This window comes from Pseudonocardia sp. HH130630-07 (assembly GCF_001698125.1).
Classification (GTDB): domain Bacteria; phylum Actinomycetota; class Actinomycetes; order Mycobacteriales; family Pseudonocardiaceae; genus Pseudonocardia.
In genome coordinates, this window is the sequence record NZ_CP013856.1 from 15,708 (window position 1) to 34,180 (window position 18,473).

Genomic DNA, 18,473 nt, shown 5'->3' on the forward strand with positions numbered 1-18,473 from the left:
GCGATGGGACGCTCCTACGGTGCGAAGGTGCTGCCGATCATCTGGCTTTTCGGGACATCCGGGGTGGGGAAGTCCACCGTCGGCTACCGGATGCTGACCCACCTGGCCGCCGCAGGAGTGACGGCAGCGTTTGTCGACGCCGACCAGCTCCGGCTGGCCAGCGGAACCCGGGCCACCGAAGCTGACTTGATCGCTGCCGCGCTTCCCTCGTTGATCCACAACTATCAGGCCCATGACGCACAGGCACTCATCGTCGCCGGACTCCTCGACGACACCGGCCACCTGACGCGTCTGCTCCCTGACGTCGAGCGCCAACACGTCCTGACCGTCCATCTGGAGGCAGACAGCGACACCATCCGCGACCGGGTGCACCGCCGCGGCTGGCTCACCGAGCTCGCCGATGACGCGGTGGACTACGCCCACCGGATCGCCCCCGACCTCGCCGACCTGCGCCTCAACACGACCGCACAGACCTCCACCGAGCTCGCTGAGCAGGTCACCGACGCCGCATTGACCCACATCCGGCAGAACAGTCCGGGACACCTCGCCACACCTGCACGACCTCCATCCACAACCGCGACACCGCCACGACGCCTGATGGTGATCACCGGGCCAGGAGGCGTCGGCGTGTCCACCGCCGGGTTCCAGACGTTCTCGCTCTTGGCTAGGGCGGGCGAGCCGGTCGGCTATCTCGACGCTCACCAGCTCGGGTTTCTCGGAACAGACGTGCGCGGCGATCACCTCGGGCCACTGCGCGCCGCCAACGCTCGCGCGGTCACTGAGTGCTTGGCCCACGCCGGCGCACAAACCGTCGTCATCAGCGGTGATCCTCGCACCATCGGGCTGCTGATCGACACCCAGCACGACGAGCTCGACAGCAGTGACTCACCCGCGCTGTTCTGGCTGGACGCCTCCGCGGCCGCCCTCGCCGAACGGCTCACCGCTCGGGCTCAAGGCGAAGGCCCGGTCATCCAGGGCAACCACCGCATCGGCCTCACCGGCGATGCGCTGGCCGACGCGATCGCCAGGGCCGTCCACGCGAGCCACCACGACCCGCGTCCTCGCGGGACGCGAACGATCGACACAAGCGACCTCGACCCACGACAAGTCGCCGAAGCGATGATCGCCTCGCTGCCCCGAGACAACAGATGCCTGCCGCCTGACAGCTAACAGCACACGCCGCACCCTCAGCCCCTGACGCCGATCTTCAGTGCTCTTGGCCCACCGACGACGCAACCGAGGCTAGATCACGACCACCGGGGCCACTTCAGAACATCAACAGGATGGGGATGTCGTGACCAATATCGAGCTGACCTACCGGAGCGCGGGCGCGCTCGTCGAGGATCTGACCACCGGTCGAGTCTCGGCGGTCGAACTCACCGAGGCGGCCATCGCCCGGATCGAGCACCACGACCGGACGATCAACGCGGTGTGCGTGCCGGACTTCGACCGGGCGCGCAACGCAGCCCGCAACGCCGACGCCGCGCTCGCCCGAGGGGAGAGACGACCGCTGCTCGGGGTCCCCGTCACGGTAAAGGAGTCGTTCAACGTGGCCGGGTTGCCCACCACGTGGGGCATCCCGGCGTCCGCGGACTTCGTCCCGGACTCCGACGCCGTTGCGGTGGAGAGGGTCAAGGCGGCGGGGGCGATCGTGCTGGGCAAGACGAACGTGCCGATCCATCTCGGCGATCTGCAGAGCTACAACGACCTGTACGGGACCACCGCCAATCCGTGGGACCCGCGGCGTACTCCGGGTGGGTCGTCGGGCGGGTCGGCCGCCGGGCTGGCCGCCGGCTACGCGCCACTGTCCCTTGGCTCCGACGTCGGGGGTTCGCTGCGCAACCCAGCGCACTGCTGCGGCGTCTACGCGCACAAGCCCACCCTCGGCCTGCTGCCGCTGCGTGGGCACACAGCGCCAGGGCTGCCGGTCCTGCCCGCCGAGCATGATCTCGCGGTGATCGGACCGATGGCCCGCACCGCGGCGGACCTCAGCCTGCTGCTCGACGTCCTCGCGGGGCCCGACCAGCTCGCTCACGGCGTGGCCTACCGGCTCGCGCTCCCGCCGGCCCGCCACACCGACCTGCGCAGCTACCGGGTTCTAGTGCTCGACGAGCATCCACTGGTACCCAGCTCAACGAGTGTGCGGGCCGCGATCAACGGGTTCGCCGACAAGCTGGCCGGTGCCGGAACCACGGTGGTGCGAGACAGCCCGCTGCTACCCGACCAGGTCACGGCCGCCCGGGTGTATATGCGCCTGCTGGAATCCGTACTCGCCGCTGGATTCCCGCCGAAGAGCTACCAGCGCGCCCGCGATGCGGCCGCACGACTCACCGACGACGACCACAGCCTCGCCGCCGAACGTGCCCGCGGCGCCGTACTCAGCCACCGCGACTGGGTCACTGCCGACACCGAGCGCGAGCTGCTCCGGCAGCGCTGGCGCGAGCTGTTCGACGAGGTCGACGTGGTGCTCACGCCGATCATGCCGACCACGGCGTTCCCGCACGACCACAGCGACCTGGTCACCCGACGGATCAACGTCGACGGCACCGAGTACCCCTACTTCGACCAACTCGCGCTGGCAGGCACAGCCACGCTGCCGGGCCTGCCAGCGACGGCGCTGCCCATCACCCAGTCCAAGGAAGGCCTGCCAATCGGCCTGCAAGCCATCGGACCGATGTTCGCCGACCGCACCACGATCGGATTCGCCGAGCTCGTCGAGCGCGAATTCGGCGGGTTCATCCCGCCACCCCTGGATTGAGCGTCCACTCCGGAGGCCACCTCCTCGCGGCCGGTGGCAGTGGCCGACCACGTGATCCCTTCACAGTCGCTGCCACCGCAGGTGGGGCGGCAAGATACGGTTTTATGACGGCGGCGAGAGAGATCTTGGAGCAGCTACGGAGACTTGACCGGGATCAGGAGGACAGCCCGATCCTGATCGCCCTCGACGGTGGAAGTGGCGCCGGGAAGACCGCGGTCGCCGACGAGCTACGCCGCTTCCTACCCGACACAGTCATCGTCCATTGCGACGACTTCTTCGCCGCCAACGTCGCCATGGCCAGCTGGGAACAGATGTCGGCCCCCGAACGAGCCGCCCGCTGCATCGACTGGCGACGCCTGCGATCCGAGGCTCTGTACCCACTGAGCCGACGTCGCCGCGCGTCCTGGCGCCCCTTTGACTTCTCGCGCCCCTCCGGCCTTGCAACCGAGACGGTGACCGTCGAACCCGCATCCGTCGTCCTCGTCGATGGGATCTACTCCGGCCGACCGGAACTCGCCGACCTCATGACGTTCACCGTGCTCGTCGACGCCCCCGTGGAGCTGCGACGTGCCCGCCACGACGCCCGAGAAGGCGGCGACGAGTCGTTATGGCACCAGATGTGGGACCCGGCCGAGGAGCACTACCTGACAAGCGTCCGCCCGCCGACGACGTTCGATCTGGTCGTACGCCACTGAGGCCCAGCGATCGCCCGCGGCGTCCACTGTCGTTCGACCGTCGTTCCACACGAGGGACTCGGGGGGCACGGACTGATGCCCGCCGATCGTCGGTGAGGGTCACCGACAAGTGACCAGTGACAGCCGCCGATTGGCACTTCGGCGGAGGCGGGGGAGCGCACGATGACGACCAGGAAGACAGCGAAGACGGAGCGGGCGGTGCGCGATCGCGCAGGGGCCATCGCGGCGGCGCGCGATCGCCTCGATGCCGATCAGGCCGAGCGCCGCCGTCGGGAAGACGAGGCGTTCGCGCGCTACGCGCGAGCGGACCGTGATGCCGAGCAGATCGTTGCCGACCGGGACGCGGTGCTCGCCGACCTGGAGAGGCGCCGGCGCGGCGCTGAGGGCGACGCCGAGACGCGGCTCGGGGAGGTCGAGGTGCGCCGGCGGGAGATCCTCGCTGAGCTCCACCGCGACGGCCGCAAGGCCGAGGACCTGGCCGCGATGTTCGAGTTGCCGCTCAAGCGCGTGCGTGGCCAGCTGCGCCAGGCCCGCCGCGCGAGCGCGACACCGGATTCGCCGACGGTGGCCGCCCCACCGAAGCCATCGGCCACCACGAGCGACAACGCGTCCACCGCCTGAGATCCGGTGACCGCGGCTCCTGGCCGGCCAGGTGGTGGTCGCGGGCGACGCTGTGCCGCCGAAGGCGGGTCCGCTCCAAGTCCCCACGGCCCGGCGCGGCCCTGAGCGCCACACTGCGCCCGGGGCCGGCGAACGTGGCCGGCCCCGGGTGTCGGTCAGGTGGGCTGCGCGTCGCGCCAGGCGATGACGGCGAACTTGTCGGCTGTGGTCATGGCTCGCCAGTCCCGCTGCAGCCGGGCGTCACGCTCGGCCGGGCTGGTCGAGGTGGCGGCGATGTAGTCGCATCGGGCGGTCAGAATGGCCTGCCGGGTCGCGTCGTCGGCCTGGACGGCGACCCCTGGGGTGCCGTCCTCTCGGCAGTCCTGGCAGAGCCCGTCGTTGACGGCTCGGCGCTGGTCGGTGGCCGACCGCTCGACCCCGCACGCGACGCACGGAAGTCCACGCATCGGCGGCACCGCCGCCCGGTCGTAGTCCAGCCGGTCATCGCGGGCGGGCTCGTCGGTGTAGGCACCCGGGTCGATCCGGTCGGCGAAGTAGCGGCGGGCGACGGTGTCGCCGTCGACGGCGCGCGGGTCCCGTCGCCCGCGCGGAGCGCTCCGCCGGGTGGTCATCGCGCCCGGCTTGCGGGCCGCGTGAGCCTGGTCCTTGACCCGGTTCGCGCGCGCGATGCGCCCGGCGTCGCGGGCCTTCTCCGCCCGCCGTTCCGCGCTCGGCGCGCACGCCTCGACCAACACGCGGCCGTCGGCGTCGGCCTGGCGCCACTCGCGGCGCAGCCGGGCGAGCGTCGTGGTCGGGTGCTCGGCCTCCAGGGCCTCCACACACCGCACCAGAAGCAGCCGCGTCGCCGGGTCGGTGGTGTCCAGCAGCCGCGCCAGACGGGCCCGTGCGCCACGCACGGCGCCGCGCTCGATCATCTCGGCGATCTCACCCAGTTGGTCGGCCGCGTCGGTCATCGCAGCCCCCGCCGTGGCCGTGGTCGTGACCGCCGTCGTGTTCGTCGTGGTGGTGTCGGTGGGGTTCATCGCGACTGCACTCCTTCGCTGGCCGGTGGTCAGGACCGGGTGGGCCTGTCGGCCCGTGAGGGGCAGCGGGTGTCGTCCCCGCTGCCGCTTCGCGGCGGCCGCGCGGCCTGCGAGGCTCGCGGTCCAGGGCAGCCCGAAGGGCTGTCGCCGAAGGCGACGCGCAGCGTCAGCGGAGCGCCCTTGACCGGGAGACAGGCCGTGCTCAGCTCTAGGGCCGGCGGGCCCACCCCGCCGAAGGCGGGTCCACCGGGTTTCCTCGGCCCCGGCGCGGCCATGAGCGCCACCACCCGGCCGCCAGCCGCGGCCGCCCACCAGCACCCCGGCGTACCGGGCGTTGCAGGCGCTGCGCCCGCCGCCACCGCACCCCGGGATCGGTCTCAGCTGCTCGCCGCGACCTCGCGCAGGAACACGATCATTCGACTCGATCGGGCCTCGATGACGACTCCGCCGGCGAGCACGACCGACACCGGCTCGCCGGGGCCGTGGTGGACGACGTCGGCCACCCGCGCGCAGGTGGTGGTGTCCACCCGCGCGGGGACGCCGTCGTAGTCGTGGCGCATCCGATCGATCGTGTCCAGCGGCAGCAGGTCCCCTGCCCGGAGCTTCGTGGTGTAGGTCTGGTGGATCTCGATCTGCATCGCTGGGGCCTCCTCAACGGAACACACGGGGAGGGGCCCCGCCCGGCGGGCGGGGCCCCTCGGCGGGCGAGCCGCCCTCAGAACGGAGGCTCGTCGTCGCCGAGCTCGGCGTCGCCGAGGCCGGTCGGCTCGTAGAGGTCGACGAGCAGGTCCTCCAGCACGCGCTGGTCGCTGATGCTGAGCTGGGAGGGAATGATCCCGTCGAGGGCCCAGAGGCCGGTCTCGGTGTCGATGTCGACGCGTCGGGTAGCGCTGGTGCTGCTCATGTGTGGGCCTCCGGTGCTCGGTGCGGCTGGAACGCGGCGCAGCCTCAGCACGCCCGGGGTGGGGGCCCGCAGGGCCGGCGGCGGTTCTGGCTGGCCCATCCCGGTGTGACCCTGTACGCGACCGCCGCCGCCCCGCCTCGAGGTGACGGGGTCTCACCGGGATGGGTCGGCCAGGTTCGTCGGCGCTTGCCCCACCCCGGGTGTGCTGACCATCCGGGCGATCCAGACGTGCCGAGCACCGGAGGCCCACCCCGCACCACCACTGCGGGCGAACAGCCACCCCGCAGACCGACCGGCACCGCAGCCGGTGACCCGACCACCCCGGCCGGCACCGCGCCGGCGACCGGCGGTGCCCACCGGCACCGGGCCTGGTGAGACGAACACACTGACCGGCACCGGGCCTGGCGCCCCAGCCACGTGACCGGCACCGCTGGCGAACGCGCCGTCCGGCCGGTGGGGCCGGACGGCACGCGAGCGCCGGCGTCAGTCGCCAGCCTCGGCCTCGGGCTCGACCTCGGTGATGGTGATGTTGTGGGCGATCGGGATCGACAGGGCCGAGCTGATCTCGTGCTCACTCGCGCAGCTCGGGCACGGCACGCGCTCACCCACCTCGTGCTCGCCGGGCACGATGCTCATCGCGTCAGTGCACCCGTCACCGAACTCGACCATGGTCGCGTCGCTCAGGGCCAGGCCGTCCTCGACCCGCGGGTTGACGATCGGGAACTGCTCACTCATCACGGTCCTCCTCGCAGTGGCTGGGTGGTGCGGCTGGAACGCGGCCCTGCCTCAGCACGGCCCGGGTGGGCCCGCCAGGGGCGGCGGGGACCCGGTGCTGGCCCGTCCGGTGTGGGATCGGCCGCAGGCCGACGAGCGACCAGCGAGCTCGTCCCACCCGTGGCGGCGTCGGCGGCGGGCATCGCCGTGCACCCACCCGGGGTGTGCTGACCTCTGGGCGGTCCAGACGGGCCTGCCTCGCCTCTACGGGACCGTGCCCGAGCGAGTCGCCCCGACAGCACTCCTCAGGGCATCGGCAACAGGGTGGCGCCCTCGTTCACCGCGGCCTGCTCGGCCAGTGCACGGAACTCGTCCCTGACCTCGCCGATCCGGGACGGGTCACCGACCAGGAGCGTCTCCCACTCCTCGAGCGACCACCGGACCGTGACCCCGTGCCGGGCCAGGTAGAACGCGAGATGCCGGACCTTCCACCGGTCCCCGCGGTCGAGCCAGGCGTAGCCGAGCAGCTGCCACACCCACCGCGCGACCCGCGCGGGCTGATCGGCCCGCAGCACGGTCTTGACCTCCACCAGGGTGTCGCCGACCAACAGGTCGGCCTCCGCCCAGTGCGGCACCAGCACCGGCGAGGCGAAACCCAGGTCCTGCCCGCGGTCCGGACCGCCGGCCCACTCGTGCCAGGCCGCGAGCGTGCCCGACGACTCGACCACCCGCGCGAGCGCGGCCGCGTCGGCCACGACCGCCGGGGTGGCCAGCGCGCGCAGCTGCTCCACCGTCGCCTCGCCGGACTGCGCGATGCGGGCCAGCGCCGGCGGGGTGGTCCCGGACCGGTAGCGGTCCTCGCCGAGGGTCCACACCGTGTGGGTGCGGGCGAGCGCGGTCTCGGCGCCCGGTGAGCCGATCACCCCGGTCGGGGCATGGCGCCGGGCGAAGACGTGGCCCCGGTGGGCGAGTTCAGCGAACACGGCATCGCCGGGGCGCCCGCCGTGCCCGTCAGCCCGCGGCGCGAGCAACGCGACGACGTCACGCGGAGTGGGGCGCAGCCCCACCGCGACCTCAGCCAGGTCCGGTTCCTGGGCGAGCACGGCCTGCTGAGCCGGGTAGCCGGCCGCGATCGCATTGCTCTCCTGCGGCGAGATCAGCTCGGCCGCGACGAGCCCGTGGAGCGCCGCGTACGGCGCGGCGTCGTGGACCAGCGCGGCCAGCCGCGCGCTGACGATCCCGCCCACCATGGGCCAGTGTCCCGCGCCGATCCGGCCGGTCGGCCGCAGCGCCTCGGCCGCGGCCGAGGCGGCGCGGATCTGGTCGACCGCTGCGGTGGTGCCGGGAAGGTGCGTGGCGCACCACCGCGCGAGCACACCCTGCTGCAGCTGCGAGGTCAGCGACATCCCCCACCTCCGGGCTACTCCTCGCCGGTGTCGTTGCCGGCGCTACGGCCGCGGGTGACGGTGCGTGGGGCGCGCATCCCGAAGCTCATCCCGCGGGTCACGGTCCGCTCTGCTTCGGCGCGGGTGAATCCCGCGACCCCGATGTGCGCGGTGGCGGCGTCGAGCAGGACCGCGTAGGCGTTGTCGGCGTCGAGTTCTCCGCCGCCGACGAGCTGGCCGAAGACCCGGGCGGCGCCCAGCAGGGTGATCTGCCGCCGGCCCTCTGCGGCGTGTTCGATCTTGTCGAGTTCGTCGGCCTGGATCGCGGCGACGTAGGCGTTCGCGCGCCTGGTCGACTGCCTCTTCGCCGATACCTGCTGCGGGCGGGGCGCCGGTGGCGGGGTGAGCAGCGTGGCCAGCCAGGTGGGCAGCTCGGCGATCTGGCCGTGTTCGGCGACCAGGTAGGTGCCCTCGGGGCGGATGCTGCCGGCGCCGACGACGAAGCCACCCCCGGCGCGGGTGTCGATCAGCGGACCGAGGCTGTGCCCGTGCCCGCCGTGGGTGTTGCGCAGCTCCAGGCCCTCGGGCATCCGGTAGTAGAGGTGCTCCCCATCCGTGGGGGTCACCGTGGAGTAGGTGTCGGGCAGGGTCTCGCCGTGCTGGGCGGCGAGCTGGTCGAGGACCTCGCGGCCAGTAGTGGCTCCGTCCCATTCGGGCAGCGGCTGGGTGCGGGTGTCGAGGTCGATCACCACAAGTCCGGAGGGTCCGCAGGCCACGCCGACGTTCCACCGGGACGACGAGTGGGACCACCAGCGCCGGATCTGGGCGGGGTCGCGGGTGGCGCGCTGTTCCCAGCCCTGATGCCCGCCGGCGCAGGGCCCGCGGCCGCGGCACTGGGTCTCGCCGTGGAAGGCGGGGATCTTCGATCCGGCCTTGACCGGGAACACGAACAGCCCGGCGGCCGCGGCGTCGAGCGCGACCTGCCGCAGCCGCATCACCTCACGATCCAGGCGCGGGCGGACACGTCGCGGCATGCGCGCTGCCTCCTCCCGCCCGGCCCCGGTTGCGCTGTCGTGCACAGCATCGCACCGCTTCCCGACACTGCGGGGGCTGTTGGTGCTGGTCGTGACGGTCATGGGGTGCTCCTCCCGTGCTCTGTGGACCCGTGCCCGCCCAGGGATCCGGGCCGGCCAACCGGGGGCAGGCTGTGCGCCTGCCCCTCGGGGCCTCGCCCCGAGGGCGCGTCGAGGCTCACGGGTCCAGGGCAGCCCGCCAGGGCTGTCGCGACAGCGACGCGTCAGCGCCCTTGAAGCGTGAGGAACGCGCCCGCAGGATCGGCCCGATCCCTCCAGGTCCACCGCGCGGCGCAGCCGCTCCACCGGTCTGTGCTTCTCCTATGACGTCCACTCGGTGTGGCCCCGGTACGAACCCTCCGGGGCCACACCGAGCTGAGCGCTACAGGTCCATCTCCGTCTCCGCGTGCTGCTGGATCCAGAAGGAGCGCTCGGCCAGCTCTTCGTCGGTCGGCCCGCGACCTGGAACGGGCCGCGGTTCGGGCTCCCCTGCGGCCTCGCGCTGCTGCTCGGTGACCTCGACGGCGGCCAGGGCCTGTTCGGCACGGTGGACCCCTGCGTTGGCGTGACAGACCGCGTTGAGGTTGGCCAGGCTGGGCTCGTGGTCCCGCTCGTCGCGGGCGGTCTCCAGGTCGTCGCGCGCGTCGAGGAGCTGCTGTTCGGCCTGGGCGACGTCCAGGGCGCGGAACGAGCCATCGGTCATCAGGCCGAGATCGTTCACGGCGTTGGCCTCGTACCACTCCGGCGGCATGATGTCGCCGTAGTAGACCCCGGCCCCGGGGGCGAGTGCGCCGGGTTCGGCGAGACCGAGTTCGATCATCCGGGTGTCGGTCTTGGCGGTGTGGTCGTCCCATCCGGGCCGGCGTGTGTCGCTCATCGTGGCTCCTCGTGGTGTTGGACGGGTGGTGATGTGCCTGCGCGAGCGCGGCGAGACCGGGTGCGGCGGGGGTTCGGTGCTGGCCCGAGCGGGGTGGGAACTCGCGTAGCGGGTCCGAGCGAAGCGAGGCGATGTCCCACCCGGTCGGTGTCGGCCGCCGGTTCATCGCCCGGTTCCCGGGCACGGTGTGCTGTGTTTCGGGCGCTCACCTCACCCGACACCGCGCAGTAGCCTCAGCCTGGCGATCCGGCCGCGTGAGCCACCCCAGCCAGCAGTCCGCGGCGTGAGCCTGGGCGCGGTGGGTGACACTGCCGGGGGTTCGACGCGGTCAACGACGGGGGAGGCGCCATCGACGCGATGACGGCCTGGGCGAGCCCGGGGCTGCTCTCGGCCGACGACGATCCGGCCACGGCCCTCGCCTACGTGACCGTCACCTTCGCCGTGACCGTCGAGACCGGCGATCCGCATCCGGCGGCCGAGCCGGTCGACGCGATCATCTCGGCGCTGCTCGGCCGCGGGTTCGCGATGCTGACATCCATGGATCCCGGCGCGCTACGCGCGGCTCCGGCACTACCGGGGTGGTCCGGTGTGATCACCGGCGAGGACCGGATCCGGCTCGGTGCACCGGGCGAGCAGTTCTACGACGGCGACCTCGGCGCCGCTGTCCCCGCCCGGTGGCGCTCCACCGCCCTGACTCGGGGCAGGTTGGTGGTGCTGGTCGCCACCCGACTGGACCTGCACCGCGACGACCGGGCCGAGCAAGCGCACAGCGCCCTGCACGACGGTCGGCTCCTCGCCGGGCAGGTCCCGCCACGGGGCTCACCGGTCCCGTAGCGGGCTCCCGCCGATCCGAGCGGATCAGCCGGTGGCGAGATGGGCGTCGGCGACGACGTCCATGATCAGCTCGTCGGCTTCGGCGCCACGCCAGTACCCGGCGCGGCGCAGCCGCCCCGCGTGGGCGAACCCGGCCTTCTCGTAGGCGACGATCGCGCCGGTGTTGGGCTCGAGGACCTTGAGCCACACCGAACGCAGCGCCGAGATGGTGAACGCGTAGTCCAGGGTCAGCCGGGTCGCCTCGACCGCGAGGCCTCGGCCGCGGCCGCCGGCGCCGAGCAGGATGATGAACTCCGCCGTGCGCACGTAGTGGTCGATGCGCAGCGCGCTGGTCCCGACCGGCACCGGCCCCCCAGGCCGAGTCAGGTCGTAGATGGTGAACCGCGGGATGGTGCCCATGCTGCGGGCCTGGGCGTCGTAGCCGGCCAACCGCGCTTCGAGCGATTCCGGGGTCTGGCGGCCCATCCCGGCGATGACGGCGGGCTCGTTCTCCCACTGCCAGTACAGCTCGGCCAGCTCGCGGGTGAACGGGCCCAGCGCGGTGCGCTCGCCCCGCATCCACAGCATCGGTGTGGCCGCGGGGGCGGGGTCGCCACTCGTGGCGCCGGGGTTGGAAGTGTCGGTGTGGCCGTTGGAGGTCAGCGTCATGAGGTGTCTCCTTTCGCCGCCCGGTCACGGCCGCGCGCGGGGTCGGGTTCGGGCAGCTGGATCAGTGGTGTGAAGCGCAGCGTGGAGGTGGGCTCGCCGACGGGGCAGCCGTCGAGGCGCAGCCAGGCGTGCAGCCTGATCGGATCCGCGGCGATCCCGTGGCACCACCCAGCTCGCCGGCCGGTGACGGCCAGGGCGAGCATCGCCGCGACGGTTTCCTCCAAGCACGCTGTCCGGAACGGAGATACGCCTCCGATGACGCGCACACAGTGTAGGACCGCGACCACCTGGGTGTCGCGCGCCGGACGGCGCGCCACCCCCGCCGCGATACGGACCAGGCGCAGCATGCGCGAGAACCCACGGGCCCGGCGCCCGGTCGTGCGCACGAGCAGCACTGCTGCGAGCGCGCACGCCGCGATCGGTGCCCACGCCGGCGACAGCGGCCCGCGCACCGGGAGTGCGCCCGGCGCTTCCTGGGTGCCCCAGCTGGCCTCGGTTTCCGGGAGGTCGACGATCGGCGCGGACTCCTGGCCCGGCTGGGCCGGGTGCAGGAACCCCGCGCTCGACAGGCTCGCGGCCAGCGCCTCGGCCTCGGTGCCGGGCGCCCAGGTGCCGGTGGCGTCGAGGTCGAGGAAGGCCTCGCGCTGGGAGCCGAGTAGGGCGCGCACCGTGCCGGTGCGTGCGTGCAGCAGCACGACGGTGTGGCCGAGATCCGCGGCACGGACCTCGGGCGGACGGACGAGCAGCGTGGTCATCAGAAGACCTCCCATCGGGAGTGGGTCGAGCCCGCTGGTCGCGGGTCCTCGTCGGTGGTGGTCCAGCGGGCGGCCGCGGGCCGCTGGTCGAGGGCGCGTAGCCACACCTCGGTGGCCAGGACGGGGTTGAGCTGGTGGAACCCGATGCCCGGGGCGCCGGCGGCGGCGCGGGTGAGCAGCGCCCGGTAGTGGGCGGGGTCGATCAGGCCGCGGGCGGCCAGCTCGCCGTCGACGAGCCCGGTGAGGGCCTGGAGGTGGGTGCGCAGTCCCCGGTACTGGTCGGGGGTGAAGTCGCCCTTCGTCCGCCGCGCCGTCACCGTCTCGGGCAGCAGCCCGGCCATGGCCTGGCGCAGCACCGGCTTGTAGTCACCCGGCGCGGCGCGCAGCGGTCCGGGGACCGCGAGTGCGGCCTCGACCACGCTCGCGTCGGTGAACGGGTTGTGCAGGGTGATGCCGTGGAGCTGTTCGATGATCTGTGCGTCGGCGCGGGCGGTGCGGGCCACGACCCGCATCGCTGTGCGGGTGCGTGCCGCCTCGCCCGGCTCGCCGCGGGCCGCGGCCGCCCGGGCCCCGGCGAGCAGCGGCCAGACCGCCGTGCGCCGCAGCCGGGCCCAACCCAACGCGTGACGCAGTAGTAGCGCCTGCGAGTGCAGGGTTCGCGTTGCGGCGAGGTCGGGCAGGTATCCGGGTTGCGGGCCGAGCAGGGTGTCCCCACCGTCGCCGGTCACCAGGTCCCCGACCCCACGACCGGCCAGCAGCGCGAGTTCGGCGTCGAACCGGGCGATCGCGACCGTGGACGGCGCCGGCTCATCGGTCGCCGGAACCAGCTCACCCATCCGCCCGTAGGGCAGGTGACGGTCATCCAGGGGGCAGAGCAGGTGCTCCACGGTCCGGGCCAGCCCGGCCAGCCCGGTGCGGGCGTAGACGACCGCAGCGCGGGCGTAGTCGAGATCCCCACCCGCGGTGGTCCCGGCCGGGTGCACCGTCACCGCCACAGCGGCGTGGCCCAGGTCCTCGGCGCGAGCGGTGCGGCACTGGGCGAGCAGCATCGCCAGCGACGTCGAGTCCATTCCCCCTGAGCAGTCCGCGGCCACTGCATGGCCGGTCGAGCTGGCACCCGCGGCGATCTCGGCGACCGCTCCCTGCATCGCCGCCCGTAGCCGGTCAGCCGGCTGATCGGGCCCGCTGCTCGGGGCGCCGGCGGTGGCGAGCGGGCGGATCGTGGTCCCCGACGCGGAGACGGTCAGGCGGGCACCGGGCGGTACTGCGGTGACCCCGGCGAACGCCGACCGGTCGCCGGTCCCGCTGCCGTGCTCGGTGCTGTGTGCCGGGTGCAGGTGGGCGTGTAGCCATGTGTCGTCGACGTTGGCGCCGATCAGGGCGGCGAGCGCCACTGCGCTCGATCCCCACAGCGGGGCGCCGTCGGCGGTGGTCGCGGTGTAGATGGGCTGGACCCAGCCAGGATCGGTGAGCACCACCGTGGCCTCATCGGTGATCTCCACGACGGTGTAGGCCCCGGACAACGCGGTGACCGCCGAGTCGGGCACCCCGTGTCGGACCCAGTGCTCCAGCACCTCGACGTCGCAGCGGGCGCGCCCCAGGACCGCCACCGTCGGGCCGGGGCCCTGCACGGTCGCGGCCTGCGAGCTGGGCCAGTCTCCGCACACCCACGCCGTTCTGACGTCCCGGCCGAGCGCGCAGGCGCCGGCCGGGTACCCGGCCCCGGTGCAGCCGGTGCCGGTGTGGGCAGGGCCGGGGGCGGCGGTGCCGCGGCCACCGAACCATCGAACGCTCATCGTCTCGACCTCCCAGGTCGGGTTCTCCGGCGCACCCCGGGGGGTGGGGTGCTGTAACGACGAGGGCCCGGTGAACGACAGTGCGTTCACCGGGCCCTCGCGCCTACGGCCTTGGATCAGGCGTAGACGTAGCGCTTGTCCTCCGACGTGCCCGAACCACCGCCCTCGGTCAGGACCGCGGCGTCACCCAGCTCGACCATCTCGGTCTCGTTGTGCTGCGACATGCAAGATCACCTCCTCTCGGGTGTGCTCGTAGGCGCATCGACCAAGTACTGGCCGCGCGCTGCCTTCCCCAGCCGCTACCGGCCGGATCCGGGCCCACCGCCGGTCGCGGTGGGACGTGACTCGCCCGCACCGCGCGGGCCGCCGCGCCGGGGACGCGCGCTCGCCCGACCGGTGTGACACCACCCCGCCCGCACTCGGTGGGCCGAGGGACGAAGTCGGTGGTGTCACCCGCGTCGGGTGTGGCTGGCGCGGCATCGGTGGGGAAGGCGGACCGTGGGGTGCAGAGTCACCACGTCCCCACATCGACGGCGGAGGATGCTCCGACCGGGCGCCACGGTGGTCCCGGCCGCGGTCGTGCTACCGGCACGAGGCCTCACTCACCCCGGCTCCGGGCGGCGGCGCTGCGCGTGGGCGTCGGTAGTGGTCTGACGACTATCGTTCGACGCGGCTGTAGCCGTTGTCGATCGTCACCCCCGCCGGGACCGATCGGTCCCGGCGGGCCTGGCTCTGGTCCGGTCCGGTCATGCGCTGGTGCGGGCGTCGGCCCGCCACCGGTCGAGGGTGCGGCGGCTGACACCGGTCTGGGCGGCGACGTCGTCGATCCGATCGCCCTGCTCGACCCGGGCGATGGCCTCAGCTCGTCGTCGGGCCCGTTCACTGCGTGGAGTCCGGTGGTCGGTGCGGCGGGGGCGGCCGGCGTCGCGGCCTCGCCGTAGGGCGCGGCGCTCGTCCTCGCTCAGCCCGCCCCATACCCCGATCTGCCCGGTGGACAGGGCCCACTCCCGGCAGGCGGCCATGACTGGGCACCGGCGGCACACGGCCTTGGCGGCGTCGAGCTGGCGCTCGGCGGCTGGCCCGGACCCGACGACGAAGAACAGCTCCGGGTCCTCGTCGCGACACGGCAGGGCGTTGTCCAGGAAGTTCATCGCTGCTCACCTCTTTCGGCGGTCGGGTGGGGTGGAGACCGGGCGGGGCACCGCCTGAGGGGTGGCTGGGTGCCCCGCCCGGTGGCCGACCGGGGGTCAGTCGGCCGTCTGGGGAGCGGTGGTCGAACCGGCTCGTTCGCGCCCGGGCTGGCGGGTCACCGTCGCCCTCGCGCGGCGCAGGTCGGCGGCGATGGTCTGGGCCCGCAGCTCGGTGCGCCGGACCGGGTAGTCGGCCCCGGCGGGGGTGAAGGAGTTGTCGGCGAGCTTGCCGATCACGATCACGGCGTCCCCGGCGTGCAGCGACTCCGCGGTGTTCTCGGCCAGCTCGCGGAAGGCGACCACCTCGGTCCAGACCGGGGGGTTCTCGCGCCACTCGCCGCTGCGGCGATCGAAGTACCGGTCGTTCTGGGCGATCGAGAACCGCAGGACCGCGTCCCCGGTGTGCTCGCTGTAGAGCAGCTCGGGCGCCTTGCCGATGTTGCCGGTCAGGGTGATCTCGTTCATGGGTACCTCCAGGGGGTGTCGGGCTGGTTGGTGACGCGGCCCTGCCTCAGCGCGGCGGCGCGAGGCCCGTCAGGGGTGGCGGGGGTTCGGTGCTGGCCCGAGCGGGTGGGAATCCGCGAAGCGGGTCCGAACGCAGTGAGGCCCCTGTCCCACCCGCTCGGCGTCCGGGCGCCGGTTCATCGGCACGTACCTCGCGCCGGGGTGCTGACCTTCGGGCGTCTCCACACCTGGGCACCGACATCCCCAGGAGGCATCCCGCCCCACCGGGGGCACTCGTTCCCGGCCGACGCGTCGCAGCGTGGCGGGCACGGCCGCCGTCAGCAGACAGCCACAGCGCCCAGACAGCCCAGACCCATGCTCAGACCCAGACGACGTCGCGCTGGTGGGCTCGCGCGTAGAGCGTGACCTCGCGCAGCACGGTGAGCCGGTCCTGCAGCCACCCGGCCTGGCGCCCGAAGTCGATCACCGCGCCGTCGCGGTGCTCGGTGGCTGGTACGCCGGCGTCGGCGGGCGCCGCCGCCAAGGCCAGCTCGACCCGGCCGAGCATCAGCTCCGCGGGCAGAGATCCCACCAGGGCATCCTCGGCGTCCTGCGGAGTGGACGGCGCGATCCCGGCCATGGACGCCGGGTGCAGGTCGCCGGCGCCGATCTCCGGGCACAGGCCCAGGGCACGCAGCAGCGTGCGCGCCTGGACGCTGGCCACGTCCAGGCGTGGTTCGTCGTCGGTGCTGCGGTACTCGACGACGTAGCCCGCTTGGCCGGCGCACCACGGATCCGTGCAGAACCGGTGGTGTTCGGCCAGGCCCGCGGTCGCGGCGGTGTAGTCGCGGAACCGTCGCCGGTCCTGGCGCGGGTCGGCGAGGCAGTGGATCGACGCGCCGAGCACGGTCGCACCGGCGGCGGGCTCGGCGGGGAAGAAGGTGACGGTCACGGTCGGCTCCCTGCTGCTGGTGTTCGGGCGGGCAGGCCGCCGTGGTGGATGGCGTAGAGGTCGGTGAGGTGCTCGCAGACGTCGCGGGACTCCCCGGCGGTGATCATCGGGAGGAACTGGCGGGTGTAGATGCCGCTGCTGCCCTCGACGAAGCACATCCCGCCGGGCATCAGGTCACACGGCTGCGGGCCCTCGCCGGGCACCTGCTCGCGCACGTCGTGGAACTCCACCCCGCCCATGTCCGGCGCATCGAGGTGAGCCCAGAGCTCGACGGCTCCGGCGGGGCCGGAGCAGATCAGCGAGTGCTTGGTGTGGAGTCCGCGGACCTGGCGCCGACCCCAGAGGGTCAGGCCGGGAACGTGGAGGATCTCGCCGTTGATGTGGGCCAGGGTGTTCATCGCGTGTGCCTCTCGTTCGGGACCGGCTCGGAGCCAGAGCCTGTGGTGATCGGCGGCCAGGGGAACGGGAGTGCCCGTCCTCCTGGCCGGAGGTGGTCAGGGGTTCGCGCGGTCCATCACGCGCCCGGCGATCAGGACGTTGTGGTAGGCGGCGAGGGCGTCGCCGCTGGTGCGGCCGTCGTCCTGGACGTTCTGCGCCGCGCGGGCGGCGGACGAGACGAGGTCGGGCAGGACTGGTTCGATCACGAGATCGAGGACGGCGTCGGCGAGGGCGCCTTCGTGGTCGGCGAGCACGTGCAGGGAGACCCCGGCGCGGTGCAGCGCGGCGCCGATCAGACACATCGGGCGGTGGCCGTCGGCGCTGACGTAGCGGCACGAGGGCAGCCCGTGCTCGACGCTGTTCTCGGCGAACAGCGGGTGGTGATCCTGCGGGTCGACGTAGGCGTCGGGGTCGGTGTCGATGTCGGGGTAGGTCCAGTTCAGGCCGCGGTCGGCGACCACGGCGTGCAGCGCAGCAGTGAGCTGGTCCTCGGTGATGGCGAAGGTGGGCATGATGAATGACCCCTCTGGAGAAGGTGGAATGGGAAACGACGCGGCGGGACCCGGTCCCGGTGGGCCGGTCTCGCCGGGGCTCAGCGGTTGAGCAGGTCGCGGTGGTAGCCGGCCAGGGCCACGATCACGGGTCCGAGGTCGGCGGCGTCGACGATCGGCCGGATGTCGCGGGCCAGGGCATCGTCGGCGAGCGTGTCGGGGTAGCAGATCCCGACGGTGACCTCGTCGCCGGTGAGCTCGCAGTCCTCACCCAGCTCCTCGGCCCACCGCTCCGGACACAGCGGGTGGACCGAGTGCAGCGTGACCGAGAGACCGGCCGTCCCCGCGCAGCTGGCCCACTGTGCTGCGAGCCAGCGCATCTCCACCGCGCCGTCGTGGTCGGAGACGACCAGCCGGATCCAGTGCGGATCCAGCGCGATGGAGACGCCCAAGCCGTCGAACCGGGTCGAGCGCTCCCGGAGCCGGTCGAGGCTCAACGCCTCACCGCGCCGGGCACCGACGCTGGTGCTGGTGTTCGTGTTGGTGATCGTCATGGTGGCCCTCCACGGGGTCGGTGAGGCTCGGTGGCTGGAACGCGGCTCTGCCTCAGCACGGCGGCGGTGGGGCCCCGCAGGGGCGGCGGGGGTTCGGTCTGGCCCGGCCGGTGTGAGACCGCGGCCGGGACCAGGACCCGGCCGGGAACAGGCGCTACCGGCCCGCTCCCCGGCTACGGGCCCAGCAGGTGACCGGCGGCCCTGCCCGAGCGGCACCCCGGGTCCTCGCCGCCGGCACCGGGCTGACCGGCTCCGCTACGGCCCGTCTCGTCCTGGCGGTCTCACCCGGCCGGGTCGGACGGGTTCATCGCCGCGCACCCCA

Annotated in this window: 21 protein-coding genes and 2 pseudogenes; 5 read left to right on the forward strand and 18 right to left on the reverse strand. The window is 73.1% G+C overall.

The features are described from left to right. Positions 1-27 precede the first annotated feature (27 nt). The 4 genes from AFB00_RS30655 to AFB00_RS30670 all read left to right on the forward strand — a co-directional run bounded on the left by AFB00_RS30655 (position 28) and on the right by AFB00_RS30670 (position 4,074). Positions 28-1,170, forward strand: coding sequence for an AAA family ATPase (locus AFB00_RS30655; protein WP_156819930.1), 1,143 nt, complete (start codon positions 28-30; stop codon positions 1,168-1,170). A 133-nt stretch (positions 1,171-1,303) separates the two neighbouring features. Beyond that, complete coding sequence (locus AFB00_RS30660) at positions 1,304-2,758, forward strand: amidase (RefSeq protein WP_060715188.1); 1,455 nt, start codon at positions 1,304-1,306, stop codon at positions 2,756-2,758. Between the two features lie 104 nt (positions 2,759-2,862). After that, the gene (locus tag AFB00_RS30665) at positions 2,863-3,453 is read left to right on the forward strand and encodes a uridine kinase family protein (protein WP_060715069.1); all 591 of its coding nucleotides are present in this window, start codon (positions 2,863-2,865) and stop codon (positions 3,451-3,453) included. Positions 3,454-3,615: 162 nt separating this feature from the next. Next, positions 3,616-4,074: a translation initiation factor IF-2 gene (locus tag AFB00_RS30670; RefSeq protein ID WP_156819931.1), complete on the forward strand. Its 459-nt coding sequence runs from the start codon at positions 3,616-3,618 to the stop codon at positions 4,072-4,074. A 155-nt stretch (positions 4,075-4,229) separates the two neighbouring features. On the opposite strand, the gene AFB00_RS30675 is transcribed toward AFB00_RS30670, so the two are convergent. From AFB00_RS30675 to AFB00_RS30705, 7 genes are all read right to left on the reverse strand, one after another. After that, positions 4,230-5,096 carry a hypothetical protein gene (locus AFB00_RS30675; RefSeq protein WP_068800997.1) on the reverse strand — a complete coding sequence of 289 codons (867 nt, stop codon included), beginning with the start codon at positions 5,094-5,096 and terminating at the stop codon, positions 4,230-4,232. Positions 5,097-5,473: 377 nt separating this feature from the next. Further along, a complete protein-coding gene (locus AFB00_RS30680) occupies positions 5,474-5,734 on the reverse strand; it encodes a hypothetical protein (protein ID WP_068800998.1) in 261 nt (86 codons plus the stop codon). 77 nt (positions 5,735-5,811) lie between these two features. Beyond that, positions 5,812-6,000 (reverse strand): hypothetical protein, encoded by a 189-nt coding sequence (locus AFB00_RS30685; RefSeq protein WP_068800999.1) that lies wholly within the window; start codon positions 5,998-6,000, stop codon positions 5,812-5,814. A 483-nt stretch (positions 6,001-6,483) separates the two neighbouring features. After that, positions 6,484-6,735, reverse strand: a complete 252-nt coding sequence (locus AFB00_RS30690; RefSeq protein WP_068801000.1) for a hypothetical protein — start codon at positions 6,733-6,735, stop codon at positions 6,484-6,486. A gap of 284 nt (positions 6,736-7,019) precedes the next feature. After that, entirely contained in the window at positions 7,020-8,120 is a 1,101-nt protein-coding gene (locus AFB00_RS30695; protein ID WP_068801001.1) for a hypothetical protein, read from the reverse strand. Positions 8,121-8,134: 14 nt separating this feature from the next. After that, on the reverse strand, positions 8,135-9,133 hold the full coding sequence (locus AFB00_RS30700; protein ID WP_231974592.1) for a bifunctional DNA primase/polymerase: 999 nt from the start codon (positions 9,131-9,133) through the stop codon (positions 8,135-8,137). A gap of 421 nt (positions 9,134-9,554) precedes the next feature. Continuing rightward, on the reverse strand, positions 9,555-10,049 hold the full coding sequence (locus AFB00_RS30705) for a hypothetical protein (protein ID WP_068801002.1): 495 nt from the start codon (positions 10,047-10,049) through the stop codon (positions 9,555-9,557). A 357-nt stretch (positions 10,050-10,406) separates the two neighbouring features. Between AFB00_RS30705 and AFB00_RS30710 the strand changes: the two genes are divergently transcribed. Then, positions 10,407-10,883, forward strand: a complete 477-nt coding sequence (locus tag AFB00_RS30710) for a hypothetical protein (protein ID WP_068801003.1) — start codon at positions 10,407-10,409, stop codon at positions 10,881-10,883. Positions 10,884-10,907: 24 nt separating this feature from the next. On the opposite strand, the gene AFB00_RS30715 is transcribed toward AFB00_RS30710, so the two are convergent. From AFB00_RS30715 to AFB00_RS30755, 11 genes and pseudogenes are all read right to left on the reverse strand, one after another. After that, positions 10,908-11,531, reverse strand: a complete 624-nt coding sequence (locus tag AFB00_RS30715; protein WP_231974594.1) for a GNAT family N-acetyltransferase — start codon at positions 11,529-11,531, stop codon at positions 10,908-10,910. Beyond that, entirely contained in the window at positions 11,528-12,286 is a 759-nt protein-coding gene (locus AFB00_RS30720; protein WP_068801004.1) for a lasso peptide biosynthesis B2 protein, read from the reverse strand. The genes AFB00_RS30715 and AFB00_RS30720 overlap by 4 nt, the downstream gene beginning before the upstream one ends. Continuing rightward, complete coding sequence (locus tag AFB00_RS30725; RefSeq protein ID WP_156819932.1) at positions 12,286-14,082, reverse strand: albusnodin/ikarugamycin family macrolactam cyclase; 1,797 nt, start codon at positions 14,080-14,082, stop codon at positions 12,286-12,288. The genes AFB00_RS30720 and AFB00_RS30725 overlap by 1 nt, the downstream gene beginning before the upstream one ends. Before the next feature lie 116 nt (positions 14,083-14,198). After that, on the reverse strand, positions 14,199-14,306 hold the full coding sequence (locus tag AFB00_RS33745) for an albusnodin family lasso peptide (RefSeq protein ID WP_139319120.1): 108 nt from the start codon (positions 14,304-14,306) through the stop codon (positions 14,199-14,201). 522 nt (positions 14,307-14,828) lie between these two features. Continuing rightward, positions 14,829-14,951, reverse strand: a pseudogene (locus tag AFB00_RS35360) (helix-turn-helix domain-containing protein); the annotation flags it as partial. Positions 14,952-14,990: 39 nt separating this feature from the next. Continuing rightward, positions 14,991-15,233 (reverse strand): annotated as a pseudogene (locus tag AFB00_RS35365) (WhiB family transcriptional regulator); the annotation flags it as partial. Between the two features lie 96 nt (positions 15,234-15,329). Continuing rightward, positions 15,330-15,737, reverse strand: coding sequence for a single-stranded DNA-binding protein (locus AFB00_RS30735; protein ID WP_068801007.1), 408 nt, complete (start codon positions 15,735-15,737; stop codon positions 15,330-15,332). Positions 15,738-16,095: 358 nt separating this feature from the next. Then, a complete protein-coding gene (locus AFB00_RS30740; protein WP_068801008.1) occupies positions 16,096-16,668 on the reverse strand; it encodes a hypothetical protein in 573 nt (190 codons plus the stop codon). Next, positions 16,665-17,066: a hypothetical protein gene (locus AFB00_RS30745; RefSeq protein ID WP_068801009.1), complete on the reverse strand. Its 402-nt coding sequence runs from the start codon at positions 17,064-17,066 to the stop codon at positions 16,665-16,667. The genes AFB00_RS30740 and AFB00_RS30745 overlap by 4 nt, the downstream gene beginning before the upstream one ends. 96 nt (positions 17,067-17,162) lie before the next feature. After that, positions 17,163-17,618: a hypothetical protein gene (locus AFB00_RS30750; protein ID WP_068801010.1), complete on the reverse strand. Its 456-nt coding sequence runs from the start codon at positions 17,616-17,618 to the stop codon at positions 17,163-17,165. Between the two features lie 80 nt (positions 17,619-17,698). After that, complete coding sequence (locus AFB00_RS30755) at positions 17,699-18,151, reverse strand: hypothetical protein (protein ID WP_068801011.1); 453 nt, start codon at positions 18,149-18,151, stop codon at positions 17,699-17,701. Positions 18,152-18,473: the final 322 nt, after the last annotated feature.